This window comes from Erythrobacter sp. AP23, from assembly GCF_001542855.1.
GTDB lineage: Bacteria > Pseudomonadota > Alphaproteobacteria > Sphingomonadales > Sphingomonadaceae > Qipengyuania.
In genome coordinates, this window is the sequence record NZ_LNBY01000012.1 from 71,427 (window position 1) to 89,886 (window position 18,460).

The 18,460-nt window shown below is 64.8% G+C and carries 21 protein-coding genes; 7 read left to right on the plus strand and 14 right to left on the minus strand.

All coding sequences use genetic code 11. The features are described 5' to 3' along the window. The first annotated feature begins 66 nt into the window (after positions 1-66). The 3 genes from ASS64_RS05605 (at position 67) to ASS64_RS05615 (ending at position 5,592) form a co-directional block, all read left to right on the plus strand. On the plus strand, positions 67-807 hold the full coding sequence (locus tag ASS64_RS05605; protein WP_067691179.1) for a thioredoxin domain-containing protein: 741 nt from the start codon (positions 67-69) through the stop codon (positions 805-807). Positions 808-833: 26 nt separating this feature from the next. Continuing rightward, positions 834-4,256, plus strand: coding sequence for a chromosome segregation protein SMC (gene smc / locus ASS64_RS05610; protein ID WP_067691180.1), 3,423 nt, complete (start codon positions 834-836; stop codon positions 4,254-4,256). A 124-nt stretch (positions 4,257-4,380) separates the two neighbouring features. Further along, positions 4,381-5,592: a GGDEF domain-containing protein gene (locus ASS64_RS05615; RefSeq protein WP_067691182.1), complete on the plus strand. Its 1,212-nt coding sequence runs from the start codon at positions 4,381-4,383 to the stop codon at positions 5,590-5,592. A 6-nt stretch (positions 5,593-5,598) separates the two neighbouring features. Here the strand turns inward: ASS64_RS05615 and ASS64_RS05620 are convergent, their stop codons facing one another. The 5 genes from ASS64_RS05620 to rpmF all read right to left on the minus strand — a co-directional run bounded on the left by ASS64_RS05620 (position 5,599) and on the right by rpmF (position 8,599). Next, positions 5,599-5,961: a MerR family transcriptional regulator gene (locus ASS64_RS05620; RefSeq protein WP_067691185.1), complete on the minus strand. Its 363-nt coding sequence runs from the start codon at positions 5,959-5,961 to the stop codon at positions 5,599-5,601. A gap of 8 nt (positions 5,962-5,969) precedes the next feature. Then, on the minus strand, positions 5,970-6,269 hold the full coding sequence (locus ASS64_RS05625) for an integration host factor subunit alpha (protein ID WP_198147667.1): 300 nt from the start codon (positions 6,267-6,269) through the stop codon (positions 5,970-5,972). A gap of 123 nt (positions 6,270-6,392) precedes the next feature. After that, positions 6,393-7,358, minus strand: a complete 966-nt coding sequence (locus ASS64_RS05630) for a beta-ketoacyl-ACP synthase III (protein ID WP_067691187.1) — start codon at positions 7,356-7,358, stop codon at positions 6,393-6,395. Next, positions 7,355-8,392, minus strand: a complete 1,038-nt coding sequence (gene plsX, locus ASS64_RS05635) for a phosphate acyltransferase PlsX (RefSeq protein WP_067691191.1) — start codon at positions 8,390-8,392, stop codon at positions 7,355-7,357. The genes ASS64_RS05630 and plsX overlap by 4 nt, the downstream gene beginning before the upstream one ends. A gap of 27 nt (positions 8,393-8,419) precedes the next feature. Beyond that, positions 8,420-8,599 carry a 50S ribosomal protein L32 gene (gene rpmF, locus ASS64_RS05640; protein WP_067464131.1) on the minus strand — a complete coding sequence of 60 codons (180 nt, stop codon included), beginning with the start codon at positions 8,597-8,599 and terminating at the stop codon, positions 8,420-8,422. Positions 8,600-8,841: 242 nt separating this feature from the next. Here rpmF and ASS64_RS05645 point away from each other — a divergent pair, with 242 nt between their 5' ends. Continuing rightward, a complete protein-coding gene (locus tag ASS64_RS05645; RefSeq protein WP_067691193.1) occupies positions 8,842-9,240 on the plus strand; it encodes an MAPEG family protein in 399 nt (132 codons plus the stop codon). Between the two features lie 234 nt (positions 9,241-9,474). On the opposite strand, the gene ASS64_RS05650 is transcribed toward ASS64_RS05645, so the two are convergent. Beyond that, positions 9,475-10,116 (minus strand): MBL fold metallo-hydrolase, encoded by a 642-nt coding sequence (locus ASS64_RS05650; protein WP_067691623.1) that lies wholly within the window; start codon positions 10,114-10,116, stop codon positions 9,475-9,477. Between the two features lie 120 nt (positions 10,117-10,236). On the opposite strand from ASS64_RS05650, the gene ASS64_RS05655 reads away from it, so the two are divergent. Next, on the plus strand, positions 10,237-10,614 hold the full coding sequence (locus ASS64_RS05655; protein WP_067691196.1) for a hypothetical protein: 378 nt from the start codon (positions 10,237-10,239) through the stop codon (positions 10,612-10,614). Between the two features lie 4 nt (positions 10,615-10,618). On the opposite strand, the gene ASS64_RS05660 is transcribed toward ASS64_RS05655, so the two are convergent. Continuing rightward, complete coding sequence (locus tag ASS64_RS05660) at positions 10,619-11,113, minus strand: hypothetical protein (RefSeq protein WP_198147662.1); 495 nt, start codon at positions 11,111-11,113, stop codon at positions 10,619-10,621. Beyond that, positions 11,113-11,754 (minus strand): LexA family transcriptional regulator, encoded by a 642-nt coding sequence (locus tag ASS64_RS05665; RefSeq protein ID WP_067691199.1) that lies wholly within the window; start codon positions 11,752-11,754, stop codon positions 11,113-11,115. The genes ASS64_RS05660 and ASS64_RS05665 overlap by 1 nt, the downstream gene beginning before the upstream one ends. A gap of 173 nt (positions 11,755-11,927) precedes the next feature. Between ASS64_RS05665 and ASS64_RS05670 the strand changes: the two genes are divergently transcribed. Together ASS64_RS05670 and ASS64_RS05675 are read left to right on the plus strand one after the other, a co-directional pair. Next, on the plus strand, positions 11,928-12,143 hold the full coding sequence (locus tag ASS64_RS05670) for a hypothetical protein (protein WP_067691202.1): 216 nt from the start codon (positions 11,928-11,930) through the stop codon (positions 12,141-12,143). Further along, positions 12,133-12,486: a hypothetical protein gene (locus ASS64_RS05675; RefSeq protein ID WP_067691205.1), complete on the plus strand. Its 354-nt coding sequence runs from the start codon at positions 12,133-12,135 to the stop codon at positions 12,484-12,486. Before ASS64_RS05670 ends, ASS64_RS05675 begins: the two co-directional genes overlap by 11 nt. A 275-nt stretch (positions 12,487-12,761) precedes the next feature. Here the strand turns inward: ASS64_RS05675 and ASS64_RS05680 are convergent, their stop codons facing one another. From ASS64_RS05680 to ASS64_RS05705, 6 genes are all read right to left on the minus strand, one after another. Continuing rightward, positions 12,762-13,481: a hypothetical protein gene (locus ASS64_RS05680; protein WP_067691207.1), complete on the minus strand. Its 720-nt coding sequence runs from the start codon at positions 13,479-13,481 to the stop codon at positions 12,762-12,764. A 337-nt stretch (positions 13,482-13,818) separates the two neighbouring features. Then, the gene (locus ASS64_RS05685; RefSeq protein ID WP_234002335.1) at positions 13,819-14,412 is read right to left on the minus strand and encodes a DUF938 domain-containing protein; all 594 of its coding nucleotides are present in this window, start codon (positions 14,410-14,412) and stop codon (positions 13,819-13,821) included. A 10-nt stretch (positions 14,413-14,422) separates the two neighbouring features. After that, positions 14,423-15,973, minus strand: a complete 1,551-nt coding sequence (locus tag ASS64_RS05690) for a fatty acid--CoA ligase (protein ID WP_067691213.1) — start codon at positions 15,971-15,973, stop codon at positions 14,423-14,425. A 79-nt stretch (positions 15,974-16,052) separates the two neighbouring features. Continuing rightward, positions 16,053-16,502, minus strand: a complete 450-nt coding sequence (locus tag ASS64_RS05695) for an ABA4-like family protein (RefSeq protein ID WP_067691215.1) — start codon at positions 16,500-16,502, stop codon at positions 16,053-16,055. Continuing rightward, positions 16,502-17,203: an NAD(P)H-binding protein gene (locus ASS64_RS05700; protein ID WP_067691216.1), complete on the minus strand. Its 702-nt coding sequence runs from the start codon at positions 17,201-17,203 to the stop codon at positions 16,502-16,504. The genes ASS64_RS05695 and ASS64_RS05700 overlap by 1 nt, the downstream gene beginning before the upstream one ends. Continuing rightward, positions 17,196-18,356: a deoxyguanosinetriphosphate triphosphohydrolase gene (locus tag ASS64_RS05705; RefSeq protein WP_067691219.1), complete on the minus strand. Its 1,161-nt coding sequence runs from the start codon at positions 18,354-18,356 to the stop codon at positions 17,196-17,198. Before ASS64_RS05705 ends, ASS64_RS05700 begins: the two co-directional genes overlap by 8 nt. Between the last annotated feature and the right edge of the window lie 104 nt (positions 18,357-18,460).

Consider the following 18,460-nt stretch of genomic DNA (forward strand, 5'->3'; position numbering starts at 1 on the left):
TCCCGCATGCCTTCCCTTGGCCGCATCCGCTGACCTAGCCTCACCAGTCAAGATACGAGGAATCCGATGATCAAGACCCTGCGTTTCGCCCTTGCCGCCCCGCTTGCCCTGGCGCTCGCCGCCTGCGGATCGGGAGTGGAAGAAACCGGCGAAATCGAAGGCGAAGCGATTGCCGCCATTCCCGCGCCGGAAGGCACCGAATGGCGCAGCACCGCGGTGATGACCGAAGAAGGCGGCACGCTGGTCGGCAATCCCGATGCGCCGCTCAAGCTGGTCGAATACGGCTCCCTCACCTGCGGCACCTGCGCGCGCTTCTCGATGGAAGGCGCCGAGCCGCTAATGGAATATGTCGATAGCGGTGTGGTCAGCTTCGAATTGCGCCAATTCGCCATTCACGGTCCGATCGATCTGCTGCTCGGCAGACTCACGCAATGCGGGCCGGTCGAAGCGGTAGTCCCGCTGTCGGATCAGGTGTGGCAGAACTTCGAAACCATCATGCAGCCGGTACAGACCAACCAGGCGACATTCGAAGCGGCGATGCAGCGCCCGATCGAGGAACGATTCGTGGTCGCCGCCGAACAGATGGGCTATCTCGATTTCTTCGCCGCGCGCGGGATCAGCGAAGATCAGGGCCGCCAGTGCCTTGCCGATGTCGCCAAGCTCGAAGAAATGGCGAACCACACCCAGCGCTACGGCAGCGAGTACAACATTGCCGGCACACCGACCTTCAAGCTGAACGGCCGCGACGTGGATGCCAATACCTGGGCCGCGCTCGAGCCGATCCTGCAGCGCGCCGGCGCCCGGTAATGCCGGCCTAGGGGGACACGGCGGCGATGCTCATCACGAAGCTCAAATTGAGTGGCTTCAAGAGCTTCGTCGAACCTGCCACACTGTTTATCGAGCCGGGACTGACGGGCGTCGTCGGCCCCAATGGTTGCGGCAAATCCAACCTGCTCGAAGCGATCCGCTGGGTGATGGGCGAAAACTCGCCCAAGTCGATGCGCTCTGGCGGAATGGAAGACGTCATCTTCGCAGGCACGCAGAGCCGCCCGCAGCGCGATTTTGCCGAAGTCGTCCTCCACGGCGAGGACGATGATGGCGACGAGATGGAAGTCGTCCGCCGGATCGAGCGCGGCGCGGGCAGCGCCTATCGCCTGAACGGGCGCGATGTGCGCGCCAAGGACGTGGCGCTGATCTTCGCCGATGCGGCTACCGGCGCGCACAGCCCGGCGCTGGTCAGCCAGGGCAAGATCGCGCAGGTCATCGCCGCCAAGCCCACCGAACGCCGCCAGATGCTGGAGGAAGCAGCGGGGATCGCGGGCCTCCACGTGCGCCGCCGCGATGCCGAAAGCAAGCTGCGGCAGACCGAGACCAATCTCGAGCGGCTCGAGGACATCATGGCCGGGCTCGACAGCCAGATCGCCTCGCTGAGGCGGCAGGCCAAGCAGGCCGAGCGCTACAAGAAGCTGTCCGACCAGATCAAGACCGCCGAAGCGCGGTTGGTCTTCGCCCGCTGGCGCGATGCCGCAGCGGCTGCCGAGGAGGCGAAGAAGGCGGCGGGCGAAGCCGAGGCTCGCGTTGCCGAAGCGCAAAAGGCCGCCGACGAAGCGCAGAAAGCCCAGCGCGCCGCCGCCGAAGCGCTGGCCGAAGCGCGCGAGGAACAGGCCGACCGGCGCGACGATGCCAGCGCGCATGGCCACCGTATGGCTGCGCTGACCAGCCAGCTCGAGGCTGCCGAGCAGCGCCTCGCCGATCTCGACCGGCAGAAGGCGCGCCTCGAAGCGGACCGGGGCGATGCCGACCGGCTGACCAAGGATGCTGCCGAGGCGCTCTCGCGGCTCGAACGCGAGCTGGCGGCAAGCGAAAAGGCGCTGGCAGCGGACGAGGAAAAGCGCCCCGCGCTCGAACGTGCACGCGAGCAGGCCGAGCGCGACAGCCGCGCCGCCGAACTCGCGCTGGCCAAGGCAACCGCGGACAATGCCGGGGTCGAAGCAGAATGGCGCGTGGCGGAGGCCGCGATCGCACAGGCCAAAACGCGGCTCGATCGCGTTGAAGCCGAGGGGCGCCGGATGGCCGAACAGCGCGCGGCGCTGGGTGGCGAGGACCCCGATGCCGATGTCGACGCGGCCAAGACGGCAGCGGACGAGGCAGCACGCACGCTCGCAAAGCTGCGCGAACAGCTCGAGAAGATGCAGGGGCGCAAGGCCGAGCTGCAGGCGGCGCGCGACGAAGCCTCCTCCCTGCTGGCCGAGGCCAAGGCCGAACTCTCAGGTGTGCAGCGCGAATGGGAAGCGCTCAAGCGTGACCGCGAAGCACGCGAGCGGGCCGCATCGAAACGCAGCGGGCGCCAGCAGGCGATCGACGGCGTGCGCGCAGCCAAGGGTTACGAACGCGCGGTCGCCGCCGCACTGGGCCGCGATGGCAAAGCCCTGCTCGGATTGCCCGAGGCCGATGCGGAAGGGCGCTACTGGACCGGGGCGGACGCGCCGGCAGCCGTGGCCGACAGCCTCTCGGCCCATGTCGAGAGCTGTCCCGAAGAATTGCGCGCGCTGCTGGCGCTGGTCCATATCGCAGAGATTGACGATGGACGCACGCTTGCGCCGGGTCATTCGCTGGTCACTCCGCGGGGAGAACTGCGCCGCTGGGACGGGCTGGTGGTGCGCGGCGAAGGCTCCGCCGAGGCCGCGCGGCTCGAAGCGGAAAATCGCTTCGTCGAGCTCGACCAGCGACTGCCCGCCTTGCGCCAGGCTGCCGATACGGCACAGGCTTCGCTCGATGCTGCGGGCGAGGAATTGTCGCAGCTCCAGCGCGATCTTGTCGGCGCTGACCGCGCGCTCGCCGGGGCCGCCGATGCCGAGCGCCAGGCCCTGCGCACGCTCGATCAGGCCGAAGCGGCGCGCGAACGCCTTGCCACGCGGCTGGAGGAGCTGTCGCGCAGCGAGGCCGAGCATGGCGAGGTCATTGCCTCGGCCAAGACCGACCTTGCCGCTGCCGAGGCCAAGCGCGATGCCCTGCCCGATCCCGAAGCCGGTCGCGCCGCGCTCGAAGTCGCGCGGGCGAAGAACGAGGCGGCGCGGAGCACTTTGCAGGCGCGAGCGGCGGAACTTGCCAGCCACGACCAGGCGCTTGCGGTCGCGCGCGAACGGGCCTCGGCGCAGCGCAGCGACATGGCGAACTGGCAGGCGCGCAGCGGCGATGCGGCGCGGCGCCTGTCCGAAATGGAGATCCGCGCAGAGGAAATCGAGCAGGAGCGCGCGATCACCGCCGCCAAACCCGAAGGCCTGATGCGCGAGATCGAGCAGGGCGATCAGGTGCGCGAGCGCCTGACGCGCGACCTTGCCGAAGCCGAGAAAGCCGTCAGCGAGGCCAATGCCGCCGCGCAGCAGGCCGACCACGCCTTCGCCGCCGCCAACGAGAGGTTGGCCGAGGCGCGCGAAAGCCGCGCGGGTCTGGCGGAACGCGCCGAGAACCAGGACGGACGCCGGATCGAAATGGCGCGGATCTCGGGCGAGCGTTTCCAGTGCCCGCCCCCGCTGCTGCCGACGCGGTTCGAATTCGACGAGGAGTCAATCGGCTCGGCCGAGGGCGAAGGCGAGGAAATGGACCGTCTCACCGCCAGCCGCGAGCGGATCGGTCCGGTCAATCTCGTCGCTGCGGAGGAACTGGAGCGGATCGAAAGCGAACACGGTTCCAACGCGGCCGAACAGGAAGAGCTGCGCGAGGCGGTCAGCCGGCTGCGCGGGTCGATCGGCAATCTCAACCGCGAGGGCCGCGAGCGGCTGCGTGCGGCCTTCGAACAGGTCAATGCGCACTTCAAGCGGCTGTTCATGCGCCTGTTCGAAGGCGGCGAGGCGCATCTGGCGCTGATCGACAGCGACGACCCGCTCGAGGCCGGCCTCGAGATATTCGCCCAGCCGCCAGGCAAGAAGCTGCAATCGCTCACCCTGCTGTCGGGCGGCGAACAGGCGCTGACCGCGACCGCGTTGATCTTCGCGTTGTTCCTGACCAATCCTGCCCCGATCTGCGTGCTCGACGAGGTCGATGCGCCTCTGGACGATGCCAATATCGACCGCTTTTGCGACCTGCTCGATGCGATGACGCGCGAAACGCAAACCCGTTATCTGATCGTCACCCACAATGCGGTCACGATGAGCCGCATGCACCGCCTGTTCGGCGTGACCATGATCGAAAAAGGCGTCAGCCGCCTCGTCAGCGTCGACCTTGGCGGAGCGGAGGAATTGCTGGCCGCCGAGTGATTCGGGTGCCCTGCATCGTTAACATCGTGCAAAGAGTAAGGGTTTCCCCTTAGCTCCGGGTTAGGCCCGTTCCAAACTGTACCGCCTAAGGTTTCGTCAACCATAAATGACGTGGGACCGGTGGATGATTGCACGAGCGACGCAGAAGCAATTCGAGCAGCAACTCACCGGGAACCCCCGGATATGCAATGACCGCGAGGTAAAACGCGAGATCCTCAAGGGCATCGTCGACACCGAGAAACGGTCGATCTTCGCCAATCTGTCCTGCTGGTTCGTAACGGCTGTCGCTGCCTGCTTCCTACCGACCGCTGCCTATTTCATCTTTCCGCTGGTTTTCCGGTTGATCGCCATGGTCGGGACGCGCACCGCCTTTGCGCGAATGCGCGCGGCTCTGAGAGACGAGCGCCCGGTAGCACGCGAGTATCGCTGGCTGGTCGCCTCGCTGGTGATCGGCGGTGCCGGCTGGGGCGCGACCATGGTACCCGTGCTCGCCTTCCCCACCCTGCACCCAGCCCGGCTGCTGGTCGGCGGCGGTACGCTCGTCGGCATGAGTATCGTCGTCACAATGCTGTCGCCCGTCCGCACGCTTGCGACTGCTTTCGTGATCGGATTCCTCGGTGCGTTCTGCGCGGGTCTGCTGATCACCGGAGCAAGCGAGAGCCTAGCACTGATGACCGGGATGACCATTCTGTTCCTGATCTTCATCGCTTATTCGCACGCGTCCACCTTCGGCCATGAACGCTCGGCGCAGCTGCTGGTCGAAAATCGCCGGCTCGGCGACAGCCTGCGCACCTCGCTTGAGCGAGCGATGTATATGGCGGATCACGACAGCCTTACCGGACTGCTCAATCGCAGGGCGTTCTTCGGCCATGCCAAGCAGGCCGAATGGACGAGGCGCCTGGTGGTGATGATCGATATCGATCACTTCAAACGGATCAACGACCGGTTCGGCCATGCGATGGGCGATCTGGTGCTCGAGCGGGTGGGTCCGGCGATCAAAGGCGTTCTCGACCGGCACATGGGACCCGATCATATCGCCGCGCGCCTGGGGGGTGAGGAATTCGCAGTGATGTTTCCCTACCGCTCGATCGGCGAACACCTGCGTACGACCGAGGCGCTACACCGGCGGATCGCCGCGATCGGCAAGGAATTGAATGTCGACGGACTCGTGACGACCGCATCGCTCGGTGTGGTGGTTACCGACCGATTGCAGACGCTAGACGAGGCACTGCACGATGCCGATACGGCCCTTTATCGTGCCAAGGCGCTGGGCAGAAACCGCACCGAATATGCGGTGGCAGCGGAGGAAGAATCGGCCGCGATCCGCCACGGCTGAAGAGGTTCAGGCAAGCGCGGCTTTCAGATTCGCACGAATGGCCTTCAATCGCTTGAGCACATCCTCGTCTACCGCCTCCGCAACGCCAGCCTCCCCGGCCGCTACCTGCGGGTCGGACGTGCCCTTGAGCGCCGACTTGGCGCCCTTCAGCGTATAGCCTTCCTGGTTCACGAGCCGGTCGATACGTTCGATCAGTTCGACATCTTCGGGGCGGTAATAGCGCCGGCCTCCGCTGCGGGTCAGCGGCTTGAGGGTCGGGAATTGCTGTTCCCAATAGCGCAGCACATGCGCCTTTATTCCGGTTGCCTTGGCGACCTCGCCGATGGTGCGCAGCGCGTCTTTGTCCTTGCCGTCGTCGAAGGTCGCCATATTCGTCCTCAGCCGTTAGCGATACGCTCTTTGAGCAGCTGGCTGGCGCGGAAGGTCATCACGCGGCGCGGCGTGATCGGTACTTCGACCCCGGTCTTGGGGTTGCGACCGACGCGTTCCTTCTTGTCGCGAAGCACGAAGCTGCCGAAACCGGAAATCTTGACGTTTTCCCCATTCGCCAGCGCATCCGACATTTTCGCCAGGATCGCTTCGACCATGTCGAGCGAATCGGCACGGCTGAGGCCCATTTTGCGGTTGATCGTCTCGGCCAGATCGGCCCGGGTGAGCGTGCCCACGGAGCGCATCATATCCATTCTTTCCTTCCCCCAGATACGACCCTGAGCGAATTGGCGGCCCTTTTCGAAGTAACCCAAGCAATAGAGGGATTTGCGCGATTTCGCAACGCCATGGCCGACGTTTTCGAACAATCGTCACATCCGCGCGAGCGTGGCACCCCAGGTAAAGCCACCCCCCATGGCCTCGAACATGACCAGGTCGCCCGGCTTGATCCGCCCGTCGCGCATGGCCGTATCGAGCGCCAGCGGAACCGATGCCGCGGAAGTGTTGGCGTGCCGGTCGACCGTGACGACGACCTTTTCGGCCGGCAGGTCGAGCTTGCGCGCGGTCGCATCGAGAATGCGGGCATTGGCCTGGTGCGGCACCACCCAATCGATGTCCTCGGCATTCTGGCCGGTGTCGTCGAGCACTTCCTTGAGCACGTCGGCAAGGTTGACCACCGCATGGCGGAAAACCTCGCGGCCCTTCATGCGCAGCTTGCCGACCGTACCGGTGGTCGAGGGGCCGCCGTCGACATAGAGCATGTCCTTGTACGCGCCCTCGGCATGGAGGCGGCTGGCCAGGATGCCGGGGCCGTCCTCGGCCACGTCCCGCGCCTCGAGCACCACGGCGCCCGCGCCGTCGCCGAACAGCACGCACGTGGTGCGATCTTCCCAGTCGAGGATACGGCTGAAGGTTTCCGAGCCGATCACCAGCGCCTTTTGCGCCATGCCGGTGCGCAGCAGCGAGTCGGCGGTGGCAAGTGCATAGAGAAAGCCCGAGCAGACCGCCTGGACATCGAACGCCACCCCGCCGCCGCAGCCGAGCGCGGCCTGGACCTGCGTCGCGGTGGCGGGAAAGGTGTGGTCGGGCGTCGCGGTGGCAAGGATAATCAGCCCGATTTCGCCCGCATCGATACCGGCGGCATCGAGAGCCATGCGCGCAGCATCGGTGGCGAGGCTGGATGTCGTTTCGCCATCGTCCGCAATGTAGCGCTGGCGGATGCCGGTACGCTCGACGATCCACTCGTCGCTCGTATCCACCTTTTCGGCCAAGTCGGCATTGGTGACGCAATTCCTGGGGAGCGCCGAACCCGTACCGGTGATGACCGCGCGAATCATTTCGCCGCCACGCTGGCCGGTTCGATTTCGCCGAGGTCCCGCTTGATGCGGTTGGTGATGTCGTCTTCCAGCAGGCGTGCGGCAACTTCGACCGCGTTGGCGACGCCTTTGGCATTGGCGCTGCCGTGGCTCTTCACCACCACGCCGTTGAGGCCGAGGAAGACCGCGCCGTTGTGATTGTTGGGGTCGAGGTGATGTTTGAGCAGCTCGGTCGCCGGACGCGAGACGAGGAAGCCGACTTTCGAACGGAAGCTGGACGTAAAGGCGCTGCGCAGCAAATCGGTAACGAAGCGCGCCGCGCCTTCGATCGCCTTCAGCGCGATATTGCCCGAAAAGCCGTCGCACACGACCACGTCGCATTCGCCGCGGTTGATCTTGTCGGCTTCGACATAGCCTTCGAAATCCATCGCCAGCCCGGTGGCGGCGCGCAAGGTTTCGGCGGCGATCTGGATATCCTCGGTACCCTTGTTTTCTTCGGTACCGATGTTGAGCAGGCGTGTGCGCGGACGCTCACGTCCCGTAACGATCCGCGAATAGGCCGCGCCCATGATCGCGAACTGGACGAGATTGCGGGCGTCGCACTCGCGATTGGCGCCCAGGTCGAGCATGACCACATCGTCTTCGGTCAGCGTCGGCAGCAGCGCGGCGAGCGCGGGCCGGTCGAGGCCCGGCATGGTGCGCAGCGCGAGCTTGCTCATCGCCATCAGGGCGCCGGTATTGCCGGCAGAGACAGCGGCGCCCGCATCGCCTTGTTTCACCGCGTTGACAGCCAGACCCATGCTGGTGGTCTTTGAACGACGCAATGCGCGGCTCGGCAGCTCCTCGCCGCCGACCACGTCGGTGCAATGCAGGATTTCGGAGGCCCCGGCCATGCCGGGATGCGTTTCGAGCGCGGCCTTGATCCGCGTCTCGTCGCCGACCAGCAGGAACTTGAACTTGTCGTGGCGGCGCCGCGCCATCGCGGCCCCGTCCACCATCACGCGCACGCCTTCATCCCCGCCCATCGCATCGACGGCGATACGCGGCAAACTCATGCGCTTTCTCCGGCTTGGCTGACGGTCTTAGAGACCGACGGCGATAATTTCGCGGCCGTTGTAGTATCCGCAATGCGGGCACAGATTGTGCGGACGCTTGAGCTCACCGCAGTTCGAGCACTCGTGATGCGCTTCGACCTTGAGCGAATCATGCGCACGGCGGTTGCCGCGACGGTGGGGCGATACTTTCCTCTTGGGGACGGCCATGGCGGCACCTGTTCCTCAAACAATTACAATCAATTTCGGTGGCCGCCCTAGGGGAAGGTCCGGCACGCCGCAAGAGCGCGTGAACCCGAATATCCCGACCGTGGCGGTGAAGGCGCGCGCTATAGCGAATTTCGCGGGGGATGCAAGCCGTGTCGCCATGCAGGTGGCATTGCGCGGTCTACTGCATCGCCCTAGCACTCCAGATGGGTCGTCATACGAGAGATCGCAAGGGAGGGAGAGGCATGGGCATTATCCTGCCGGTAACACTGACCGCCGCGGCAGCCGCCGCCATCATCAATATCTGGCTCAGCCTGCGCGTCGGCCAGATGCGCCAGGCGACCAAGACCGTGCATGGCGACGATGCCGGGGGCCCGCTGACCCGCCGGATGCGCGCGCAGCTCAATTTCGTCGAGAACACGCCTTTCGTGCTCGTGCTGATCGCGGCGATCGAATTGTCAGGCCGCGGAAATCCCTGGCTCGCCTGGGTGGCCGGCCTCTACATGCTCGGCCGCGTGGCGCATGGCTTCGGCATGGACGCCGAAACCGGTACCAAGCCGCGCATGATCGGCGTGCTGATCACCATGCTGGCGCTGCTCGGCCTGGCGGCCGTTGCCGTGCTGATCGCGATGGGGGTGATGTAGGGGGGAGTTTTTTGTTGGGTGCGCCTTCGACATCCGTCGAAGGCTTGCTGTTCCGTCCCGCTCCCCCACCCGGAGTCTTTGTTGCATACGTGCCGGACCTCCGTCCGGCCCTTGCCTGGCCTTCCCTCTCCCCCACCCGGCCACCCATAAGATACCGTGCCGTGGGTGGCCGGGTGGGGGAGAGGGAAGGAACAGGGCGCAGCGGCTGACGCAGTCAGGCGCGGACAGACGCCATCAACTCAACGCGTAATCGCCCACGAAGGCGTTGGTCTTGCGTTCCTGCCCAAAGGTGCTGGTCGGGCCATGGCCGGGGATGAAGGTGACGTCGTCGCCCAGCGGCCAGAGTTTCTGCGTGATCGCATCGATCAAATCCTGGTGGTTGCCCATCGGAAAGTCGGTCCGGCCGATGCTGCCCTGGAACAACACGTCGCCGACGATCGCGAATTTGCTCGGCCGGTGGAAGAACACCACGTGCCCGGGCGTGTGGCCTGGGCAGTGGATGACCTCCAGCGTGAGGTCGCCCACGGTGACCGTGTCGCCATCCTCCAGCCAGCGGTCGGGTTCGAAGACTTGCCCGTTGACGCCATATTTGCGTCCGTCCTCGTCGAGGCGGCTGATCCAGAATCGGTCGGCCTCCTGCGGCCCCTCGATTCTCAGACCAAGCTCTTTCGCCAGCACGCCGGCCTCGCCGCAGTGGTCGATATGACCGTGCGTGATCAGGATCTTTTCCAGTTCCACCCCGGTCTTGGCGACGGCCGCCTTCAGCTTGTCGAGATCGCCGCCCGGGTCGACCAGCGCGCCCTTGTTGGTCGCAGTGCACCAGATCAAAGAGCAATTCTGCTGCAAGGGCGTCACAGGCACGATGCCGGCTTTCATCGGCGGTGCGGCGGAAGATTGCGTGTTGTTTTCCATCGCCGGGGAAAATGGTCGGCTTCGTCATCGAAAACAAGGCGCATCTGCGGCACAATGCCGCGATACGCGCGAAGGAGCGAACGGATGAGACAAATCGCAGCGATTCTTGCGGCCTCGCTGATGCTGACAGCCTGCCAGACCTACGATGCCCAACCGAATCCGGTGGCGGATGCGGCAGCGGCTACAGCCAGCGAAAGCGGGCCCCCCACCTATGTGACCGCGATCTGCGGCGAGTGCCACGCGGTGACCGACAATGCCGTCTCGCCCAACCCCCAGGCGCCCGGCTTCGCCGATATCGCCAACAGCCCGGGCCTGACGCGCGACACGCTGGTCACCTTCCTGTCGGATGCGCACAATTACCCCATGCAGATGGATGTCGACCTGGTGGAAGAGGACATCGAGGTGATCGCCGACTACATGCTGACCTTGCAGTCGGAGGATTACATCAAGCGGCCGGGGTAAGTGGTCAGTCGGCCTCGCCGCGCAGGATTTCCAGCCTGTTGGGCGGCGCGTCTGCGCTGAAGAAATCGGGGATGGTGCTTGCGGTCCTGCGCGAGCGGCTAAGCCACTCGACTGTCCACTCGGTGATACGCTCTTGCGTCACATGTTCGAAAACACCCGGCTGGGGTTCGTTTATGTGCTCGCGCTGGAGCACCAGAACGAGCGGCCTCTCGGTGCCTTCCCGAGACTCCGAAAAGGCCAGCGCGTCCGGATTGGTATCGAACGCGTAATAGTAGTCGCTGCCATCGCACTCATCGGGCGCACCGCACTCAGGGTGCGACCACACCCGATACTCCAGCACTTCGTCCCAAACGAAACCGCCGCCCGATTTCGTAAGGGCGGGATACGAGCCGACCTTGGCCGGATCGAGAGCCGGTGGGTATGCCGGAGTTGCGTCATTATTGACCGATCCCCGAGCATTCGAGCGAAACCATCCGACGATTTTCTGGATCAGGTTCATCACACTCGCCCCCCCTTCCACACCACGCGGCCGATCACCTCGACCTCGTCGCGTGGGAGGTCGATCGGGGCGTAGCTGTCGTTGGCGCTGATCAGCGTGATGCGGCCCGGCGCGCTGGCCTGGACCTGCTTGACGTGCAGTGCATCGCCGATGCGCACGACGTGGATGCCCTCGCCTGAACGCTTGTTGCGATCGACGAAAATCTCGTCGCCGCTGCGCAGGGTCGGCTCCATGCTGTCGCCCTCCACCCGGATCGCAGAGAGATCGGCGCCCTCCAGCCCCATTTCGCGCAGCCAGCGGCGGCTGAAGCGATAGCTGTCGAAGGAAATTTCCTCCGCCGAGAAGGCGCCCGGCCCGGCCGACGCGTCGAGCGGCAAGCGCGGTACGGCAATAAAATCGTCCGCATTGTGGGGGCGCAGGTGTTCCGGGTCGGCCCCCAGCTCGACCTCGCTCACGCCGAAGAATTCGGCCAGGCGGCGGCGGTCGGCCTCCTCCAGTTTGCGCGGGCTGCCCTTGCGGACGAATTGCTGCAAATAGCTGGGATTGCGGCCCAACATCGCCGAAAGCGAGGCAAGGCTCGTGCGCCCAGCCTCGGCCAGCTCGACCAGCCGTGCGCGATCCGGGGTCATGACGTCACCCATGTCGACACCTCCTGCCACTCCATCCGCACCCTGCCAAAAGGACACAAAAGCCAAGCATGCGAGAAAATTCCTATAGCATAGGATTTTTCCTAGACAAGTAGGATTTGGATTGGAACATATGAAGAACAGACGCGGCGAATCGCCACTTCCGGCCATCATTAGGGGAGCCCGACATGCTGATCCGTTCCATCGAGAGATTCCTCCGCCAGCACGAGATGGCGGCGACGAAATTCGGCCGCCTTGCCGCACACGATCCGCGCTTCGTGCTCGACCTGCGCATGGGCCGCGAGCCGCGCGACCGTACCGAGCAACGTATTCAGGGGTTCATGGCTGGATACGCTGCTGCGCGCGAAGTCGTCCGCGAACAGGAGACCGCGCATGTCGGATGAGAACACCCCACCCCAGCCGCCGCGCACACGCCGCACCGCCGCCGATCGCGTGCGCGCCGCGCTGGCGGACCTGCACCAGCATCGTGGACAGGTCCTCACGCATACCGAGAAGGCATGGGCGAGCATCACCTTCGCGGGCACGAGGCACAGCCTCACGATCCTGTTCGCGGGTGAGGATGCGGTGGAGGCAGGCGAAGAATTCGTCGCCGACCTGCCCGACCACGAATTCGCCATTCTCGGCCAGTTGGTGGCCGATGCGGGCGTGGTCGAGGTCGAACAGCGCATGGCGCCCAAGCCGCGACTGGTGGTTCAGTGCGAACTGCTCTTGCTGGAAGAGAGCTGAGGAGAGCGGTGCGGGCGGATGTTTTTGGCGGTCAAGTTACCGCGCCAGAAAGTCAGCGTCTGGGTGGAGAGCGGAAGGTCTGATCTCGGTAAGCCAAGCACCGAAGCGGACATAACGCGGATGGCACGGGCTGGGCCGCTGAAGGCCCGTCAGTTTTCAGCAAGACGAATGTCTGTAGCGCATCATCGAACAGCGTCACGAGAACTCGCCAAATTCGAAGGGTTCAGATTGTCCGGGGTCGATCCTTGCGCACAAGAGCACGGTCGAGTGACGGACTATCGCGACCAGTGCAGAGTCGCGATCACCATGTCGCCGCGCCCTTTAGAAAGGTCGGAAATAAGATAGATGGTGGCCATCGGTCCGTGCAATGCCCGGCTGACGAATACCCGATCAAAGGCGATTGGAATCCGCGTCAGAATTTCGAAATCGGCCTTATCCTGCCCGGCCTCTCCCTGCGAACCGGGAAATTTCACCAGCAGGCTGTCGCGCATGCTTTCGCCCGTGTCATCGGTGCCGATCCACAGACCCAGATAGCTTTTAGCTCCATATCGGGTTCCGCTGACGGAGACGAGTTCGTAGCCCTGTATGGAGGGAATATTCTCCAATGTGGCCACGTTGACGTAGAGCGGCGAAACCGCCCGTCCATAGTGCGCGGGGATAGCGTCGCATGACAATTCGGCCTCGATCAATCCGTCAAGATCGCTGAGGTCTGAAAAGCGGAGGCGGACATAATGGCCGTCCTCCAGGAACATTCGCCGGGACGTCGGTTGTATGCTGAACACGTCCGATGAAAATCGTCCTTGGGTCGCAATGGTCCGTATCGAGACTAGACGAAGCTCATCGTCGATATCGCCGAATGTCTGCCCACCGACCAGGACGCTTTGAGGCAGCGTCACCGTATCGCAATATCTGTCGAGCGAGGGCGGATTGTCCTGCGCCCTGCCCACTCTCGGCCCTATCGCGGTACCGGACAGGAAGAGCGAAAGCGACAGCATTGTATGGAGAAACGATCTGCGATGCAGGAGCGGCTTTCCTACGCCCGCACCGAAAGGAAGCGGTTGGATGGAAATATTATGACTAGGCATTCGCGTTTCCTTCACCCGCAATCATGCTGTGGCACAGTTGAAGTTGTGAGAGAACCCTTCTGGGTAAATCGCAATCACCGGTGCCATCAACGCCGTGTCGGAGGTGGCGCCGCGCTACCGCTTGCGTAATTGCCTGCCGCGGGCTGCACCCTGGTCGGATTGCGTACTATATGCCCCAAATCCGCTTTTCGGAGTATCGGAAACGAGGGGTTACGTCCGTTTCGTCGTCGGCTAGCGCACGTTGCGATTAATGCTTGCGATACACCAGCACGAGATTGTTTGCCGGCATTTCATGGCGGGCAGTACGGCGCAGGTCTTCGGCCGTGGCAAGCGTGTCGAGGTCCGCAACATCGCGCAGGCCCCAGCGGGGATCGCGTGACTTAAGGCTGTGGTCGAAAGCGAGATTCGAGGGGGCCGTCTCCACATCGTTCTCGATAAACGGGCCATAGAGGATCAGCGGGGCGCCGGCGGCCAGCAGCTGGGCCGCGCCTGCGAACAGGCCCACGGTCGCCTGCCACGGGCTGATATGGATCATATTGACGCACAGGACCGCGTCCGCGCTCTCGACCGGCCAATCGCCCGCTGCCGCATCGAGCGCGATCGCTGGGCGCAAATTGGCAACCCCCGCCTCCTGCGCCCAGGCATCGACCGAGTGCAGCGCGTCTATTGCGCAATCGCTGGGTTGCCAATCGAGCGCGGGAAAGCGCCGCGCCATGAACACCGCGTGTTCGCCGGTCCCGCTGGCCACTTCCAGCACGAGGCCGGAACCCGGCAATTCGCGCGCCAGCACATCGGCGAGCGGCTGCGAATTGCGCGCGGTGGCGGGCGCGTGGCGTTTCACGCGAGCGCCCTCAATTGACCTGCCGCTCGCGACCTTCCCAATAGGGTGCCCGCAGCTCGCGGCGCAGGATCTTGCCGCTGGCATTGCGCGGCATCACTTCGATTACATCGACCGACTTGGGCACCTTGAACCCGGCCAGTCGCTCGCGCGTAAAGGCTATGATGTCCTTGGGATCGACCTCGCTGCCGGGCCTTGGCACCACGCAGGCCTTGACCGCCTCGCCCCAGGTGTCGTCGGGCACACCGATCACCGCAACCTCGCCAACCGCCGGATGGCCGTAGATCGCGCTTTCGACCTGTGCGGGATAGACGTTCTCGCCGCCCGAAATGATCATGTCCTTGATCCGGTCCTGGATGTAGACATAGCCGTCCTCGTCCATATAGGCGGCATCGCCGGTGTGCATCCAGCCGTCCTTGAGCGCGCTCTTCGTCGCATCGGGCAGGTGCCAGTAGCCCTGCATGTTCGACGGGCTCTTGCAGATCAGCTCGCCCACCTCGCCGCGGGGCAATTCTACGCCATCCTCGCCTACCACCTTGAGCTCGGCGCCCGGGACCGCCCTGCCCGCCGACTTCATCCGCCCGTTGCCTTCGAGCGTGTGGTCCTCGGGCGGGAGCATGGCGATGGTGCCGGTGGTTTCGGTCATGCCGTAGCATTGCAGGAAGCCTGCGCCGGGGATCGTCTGAACCGCCTCGCGGAGGAGGTCGAGCGGAATCGGCGCCGCGCCGTAGAGCACATATTTGACCGCCGACATGTCGGTATCTTTCGCGCGCGGATGCTGGATCACCATCTGCAGCGCGGCGGGAACGATGAACAGGCGGGTAATCCCCTGTTCGAACCCGTCGAGCACGCCGTCGGGCGTGAATTCCGCCTGCACGATGGCGCGAATGCCCGCCGCCATGGCCATGATCCCCAGCCCGGTGCCGCCGATATGCGCGCAAGGCATGCAGACGAGGATCGCCTCGTCCTCCTCCCATTGCGACCACGGCTGCGCGGCTTCTTCGGCGGGCTGGCGGAGCGAAAACAGGTTGGCATTGGTCAGCACCGCGCCCTTGGGGTTGCCAGTGGTGCCCGAGGTATAGAGCTGGAGCACGGCATCGTCGGGTCCTGCGGCGGTGAATTCGTCCGCCGGCGCGGCGGCGATCTCCGCTTGCGCCGTGGGCGTATCGATCACCGTCGGCGGGCTGTCCATTTCGGCGCAGGCCTTGGCTGCAAGGTTCTCGAAGCCATTGTCGAGGAAGAGCAGCTTGGCGCCCGTATCGCCGAGGATGTAGGCGACCTCGGGCGCGGCCAGCCGCCAGCCGATCGGCACCGTGACCACACCCATGCGCGCGGCCGCATAGAACAGTTCGAAGTAAAGCCGCGCATTCTTGCCCAGCCAGGCGATCCGGTCGCCTCTCTTCAGGCCCTTTCCGCCCAGCATCGCCACGATCCGTCGCGAACGTTCGTCCAATTCCGCGAAAGTCAGCGCCTCGCCATCCTGTTCGAGCGCCACCTGGTCGGGCTTTTCCCGCGCCCAGTGCCGGATCAGCTCATCGAAAGTGAGCATCTCGCCGTCTGCCATTCATCCTCTCCGCTGTTTTCAGCTGTGCGAGGCATCATGGCATGGCGGTTGCTGCGCGCAACCCGATTTCGGCGCAGGATTATTGCCAGGGTCCCTGCTCGCGTGCGCGCCTCTCGCGGATCGCGAGCCACAAGAACAGGCCGAGCGGCCCGGCGAGGAATGTCGCCAGCAGGATCGGTGCCTGGAGCAGGCGCGAAAAGCCCTTCGCATCGGCATCGCGCGCGATCCACAGGCCGACGAATAGGTCGAAGGCGAGGTAGTGGATCCAGCCGATCGTCACACCGCCATCGCTGGCGAAGATCGCCCTTACGCCTTCGATGGTCGAGAAATCGGCCGAACCGCCGGCCCCGCCCGGATCGAGCGCACCCGACAGTATGCCGACGATGCCGACCGAATAGGCGAGACACAGCAGGCCCACCCCGACATACAGAACCGCCGCCAGCAGCGCGGGCCAGCGCGGCGCGAGGATCAACGCCGCCCACATGACCATGGCGAGGATATTCGCCGCGCCGAAAGCCGTATCCCACATCAGACCGCCTCCCGCTCGACCTGCGGCAGGGTCTTCGCTGCGCGCAGGATTGCGTCATTGTCGTGCACGAAGCGCCCGCGCGCCGCGCGCTTGGCGAGCGCCAGCGCGGCCTGCGCGACGATCTCCGCCTTGATACCCCGATACTTCCGGTACCTGCCGTGAAGCAGCAGGTTGGCGACCGGCGCCGCCGCGATGCCGAGGCGTTCGGCGGGACGCCGGTCGTTCTCGCGCCTCCCGCGCAGCAAGCCGGGCCGCAGGATATCCAGCCGATCGAAACGCAGCTTGGTCAGATCGCGCTCCACCTCGCCCTTCACCCGCAGATAGAAGGCCCGCGCCATCGGGTCCGCACCGACCGAACTGACATGGACGAAGCGCTCGACGCCCAGATCCTTCGCTGCCCGCGCAGTATCGAGCACCAGGTCGTGATCGACCGCGCGGAACGCCGCTTCGTCCTCGCCCGCCTTCTTCCAGGTCGTGCCCAGCGCGCAGATGACCGCCTTTGGCCGCACCGCCTCGATCACCTCGCCCCATTTGGCGGGCTCGGCCACGAACAGCTCCATCCTGACGCCGCGCGGCAGCTTGGCCTCGCGCCGGGCGATGCCGGTGAGGCGGACGTCTTCGCGACCGATGCATTGTTCGATCACGGCAGTACCGATCAGGCCGGTGGCACCGATCAGGGCGATGCGGATCGCATCAGACATTGCTCAATCCTTCCGGCGCGCGACCGTATATCCGGCGGCACTGGTCGATGGCGTAGCGATCGGTCATTCCGGCGATGAAATCGGCGATATGGCGGCTGCGTTCGGGTTCCTGTTCGGGAAGCGAGGCGAGCCAGGCGTCGGGCATGGTCGTCGGATCCTGGTGGTAGGCCGCGAACAGACGCGAGATGACATCGCGCGCACGCTCGGCGGTATCGATCTGCTCTTTGTGATAGTAGAGCCGATCGTACATGAACCGTTTGAGCGCGCGTTCCTGGTCTTGCATCGCGGGCGAGAAGCCTGCCAGCTGGCGCCCGGCGCCGCGCACGCCTTCGACGCTGTCGATACCCCCGAGCTGCCTGCGCGTGTGAGAGAGAAGATCGTTGACCATCAAGCCGATCTGCGTACGCACCAGTTCGCGCAATTGCCGCTCGCGCGGGGCATGCGGAAAGCGCTTTTCGACAGCGCGCCACTGTTCGGCGAGCCAATCGAGCGCGAGCAGGTCTTCCAGATCGAGAAAACCAGCACGCAGCCCGTCGTCGATATCGTGATTGTCATAGGCGATATCGTCCGCGATCGCGGCCACCTGAGCCTCGAGGGAGGGCCATGTCGACAGGTCGAGCGCAAAGGCCCGGTCGATTTCCGCCAGCGCCCAGTTGGGAGCAGTCACCGGCCCATTGTGCTTCGCCAGCCCTTCCAGCGTTTCCCAGGTAAGGTTCAGCCCCTCGTGATCGCAATAGGGGCTCTCGAGGCGCGCCAGCGTTCGCAGCCCTTGAGCATTGTGATCGTAACCGCCGGCATGTGCCATCGCGTCTTCGAGCGCCTTTTCGCCCGCATGGCCGAAGGGCGGATGGCCGATATCGTGACCGAGGCACAGCGCTTCGGTGAGATCCTCGTCGAGGCCGAGTTCACGCGCGAGCACACGCCCGATCTGGGCAACCTCGATGCTGTGGGTCAGGCGGGTGCGATAGTGATCCCCGTCGGGTGCGATGAAGACCTGCGTCTTGGAACGCAGCCGACGGAAAGCGATCGAATGGACGATCCGGTCGCGGTCGCGCTGGAATTCGCTGCGCGGCCCGCGCGAGCCCTCGCGTTCCTCGTTGAATTCGCGTCCGCGGCTGGCGGCGGGATCGGAGGCATAGGGAGCTCTGTGCATGCCCGGGGAGGCTTAGGTGAGCGCCCCGAGTGCGACAACGTGAACGAAATGCGAACCCGCACGGTTTTCGGCAGAAAGAAGGGGCTACGCGCCAGACGACACGC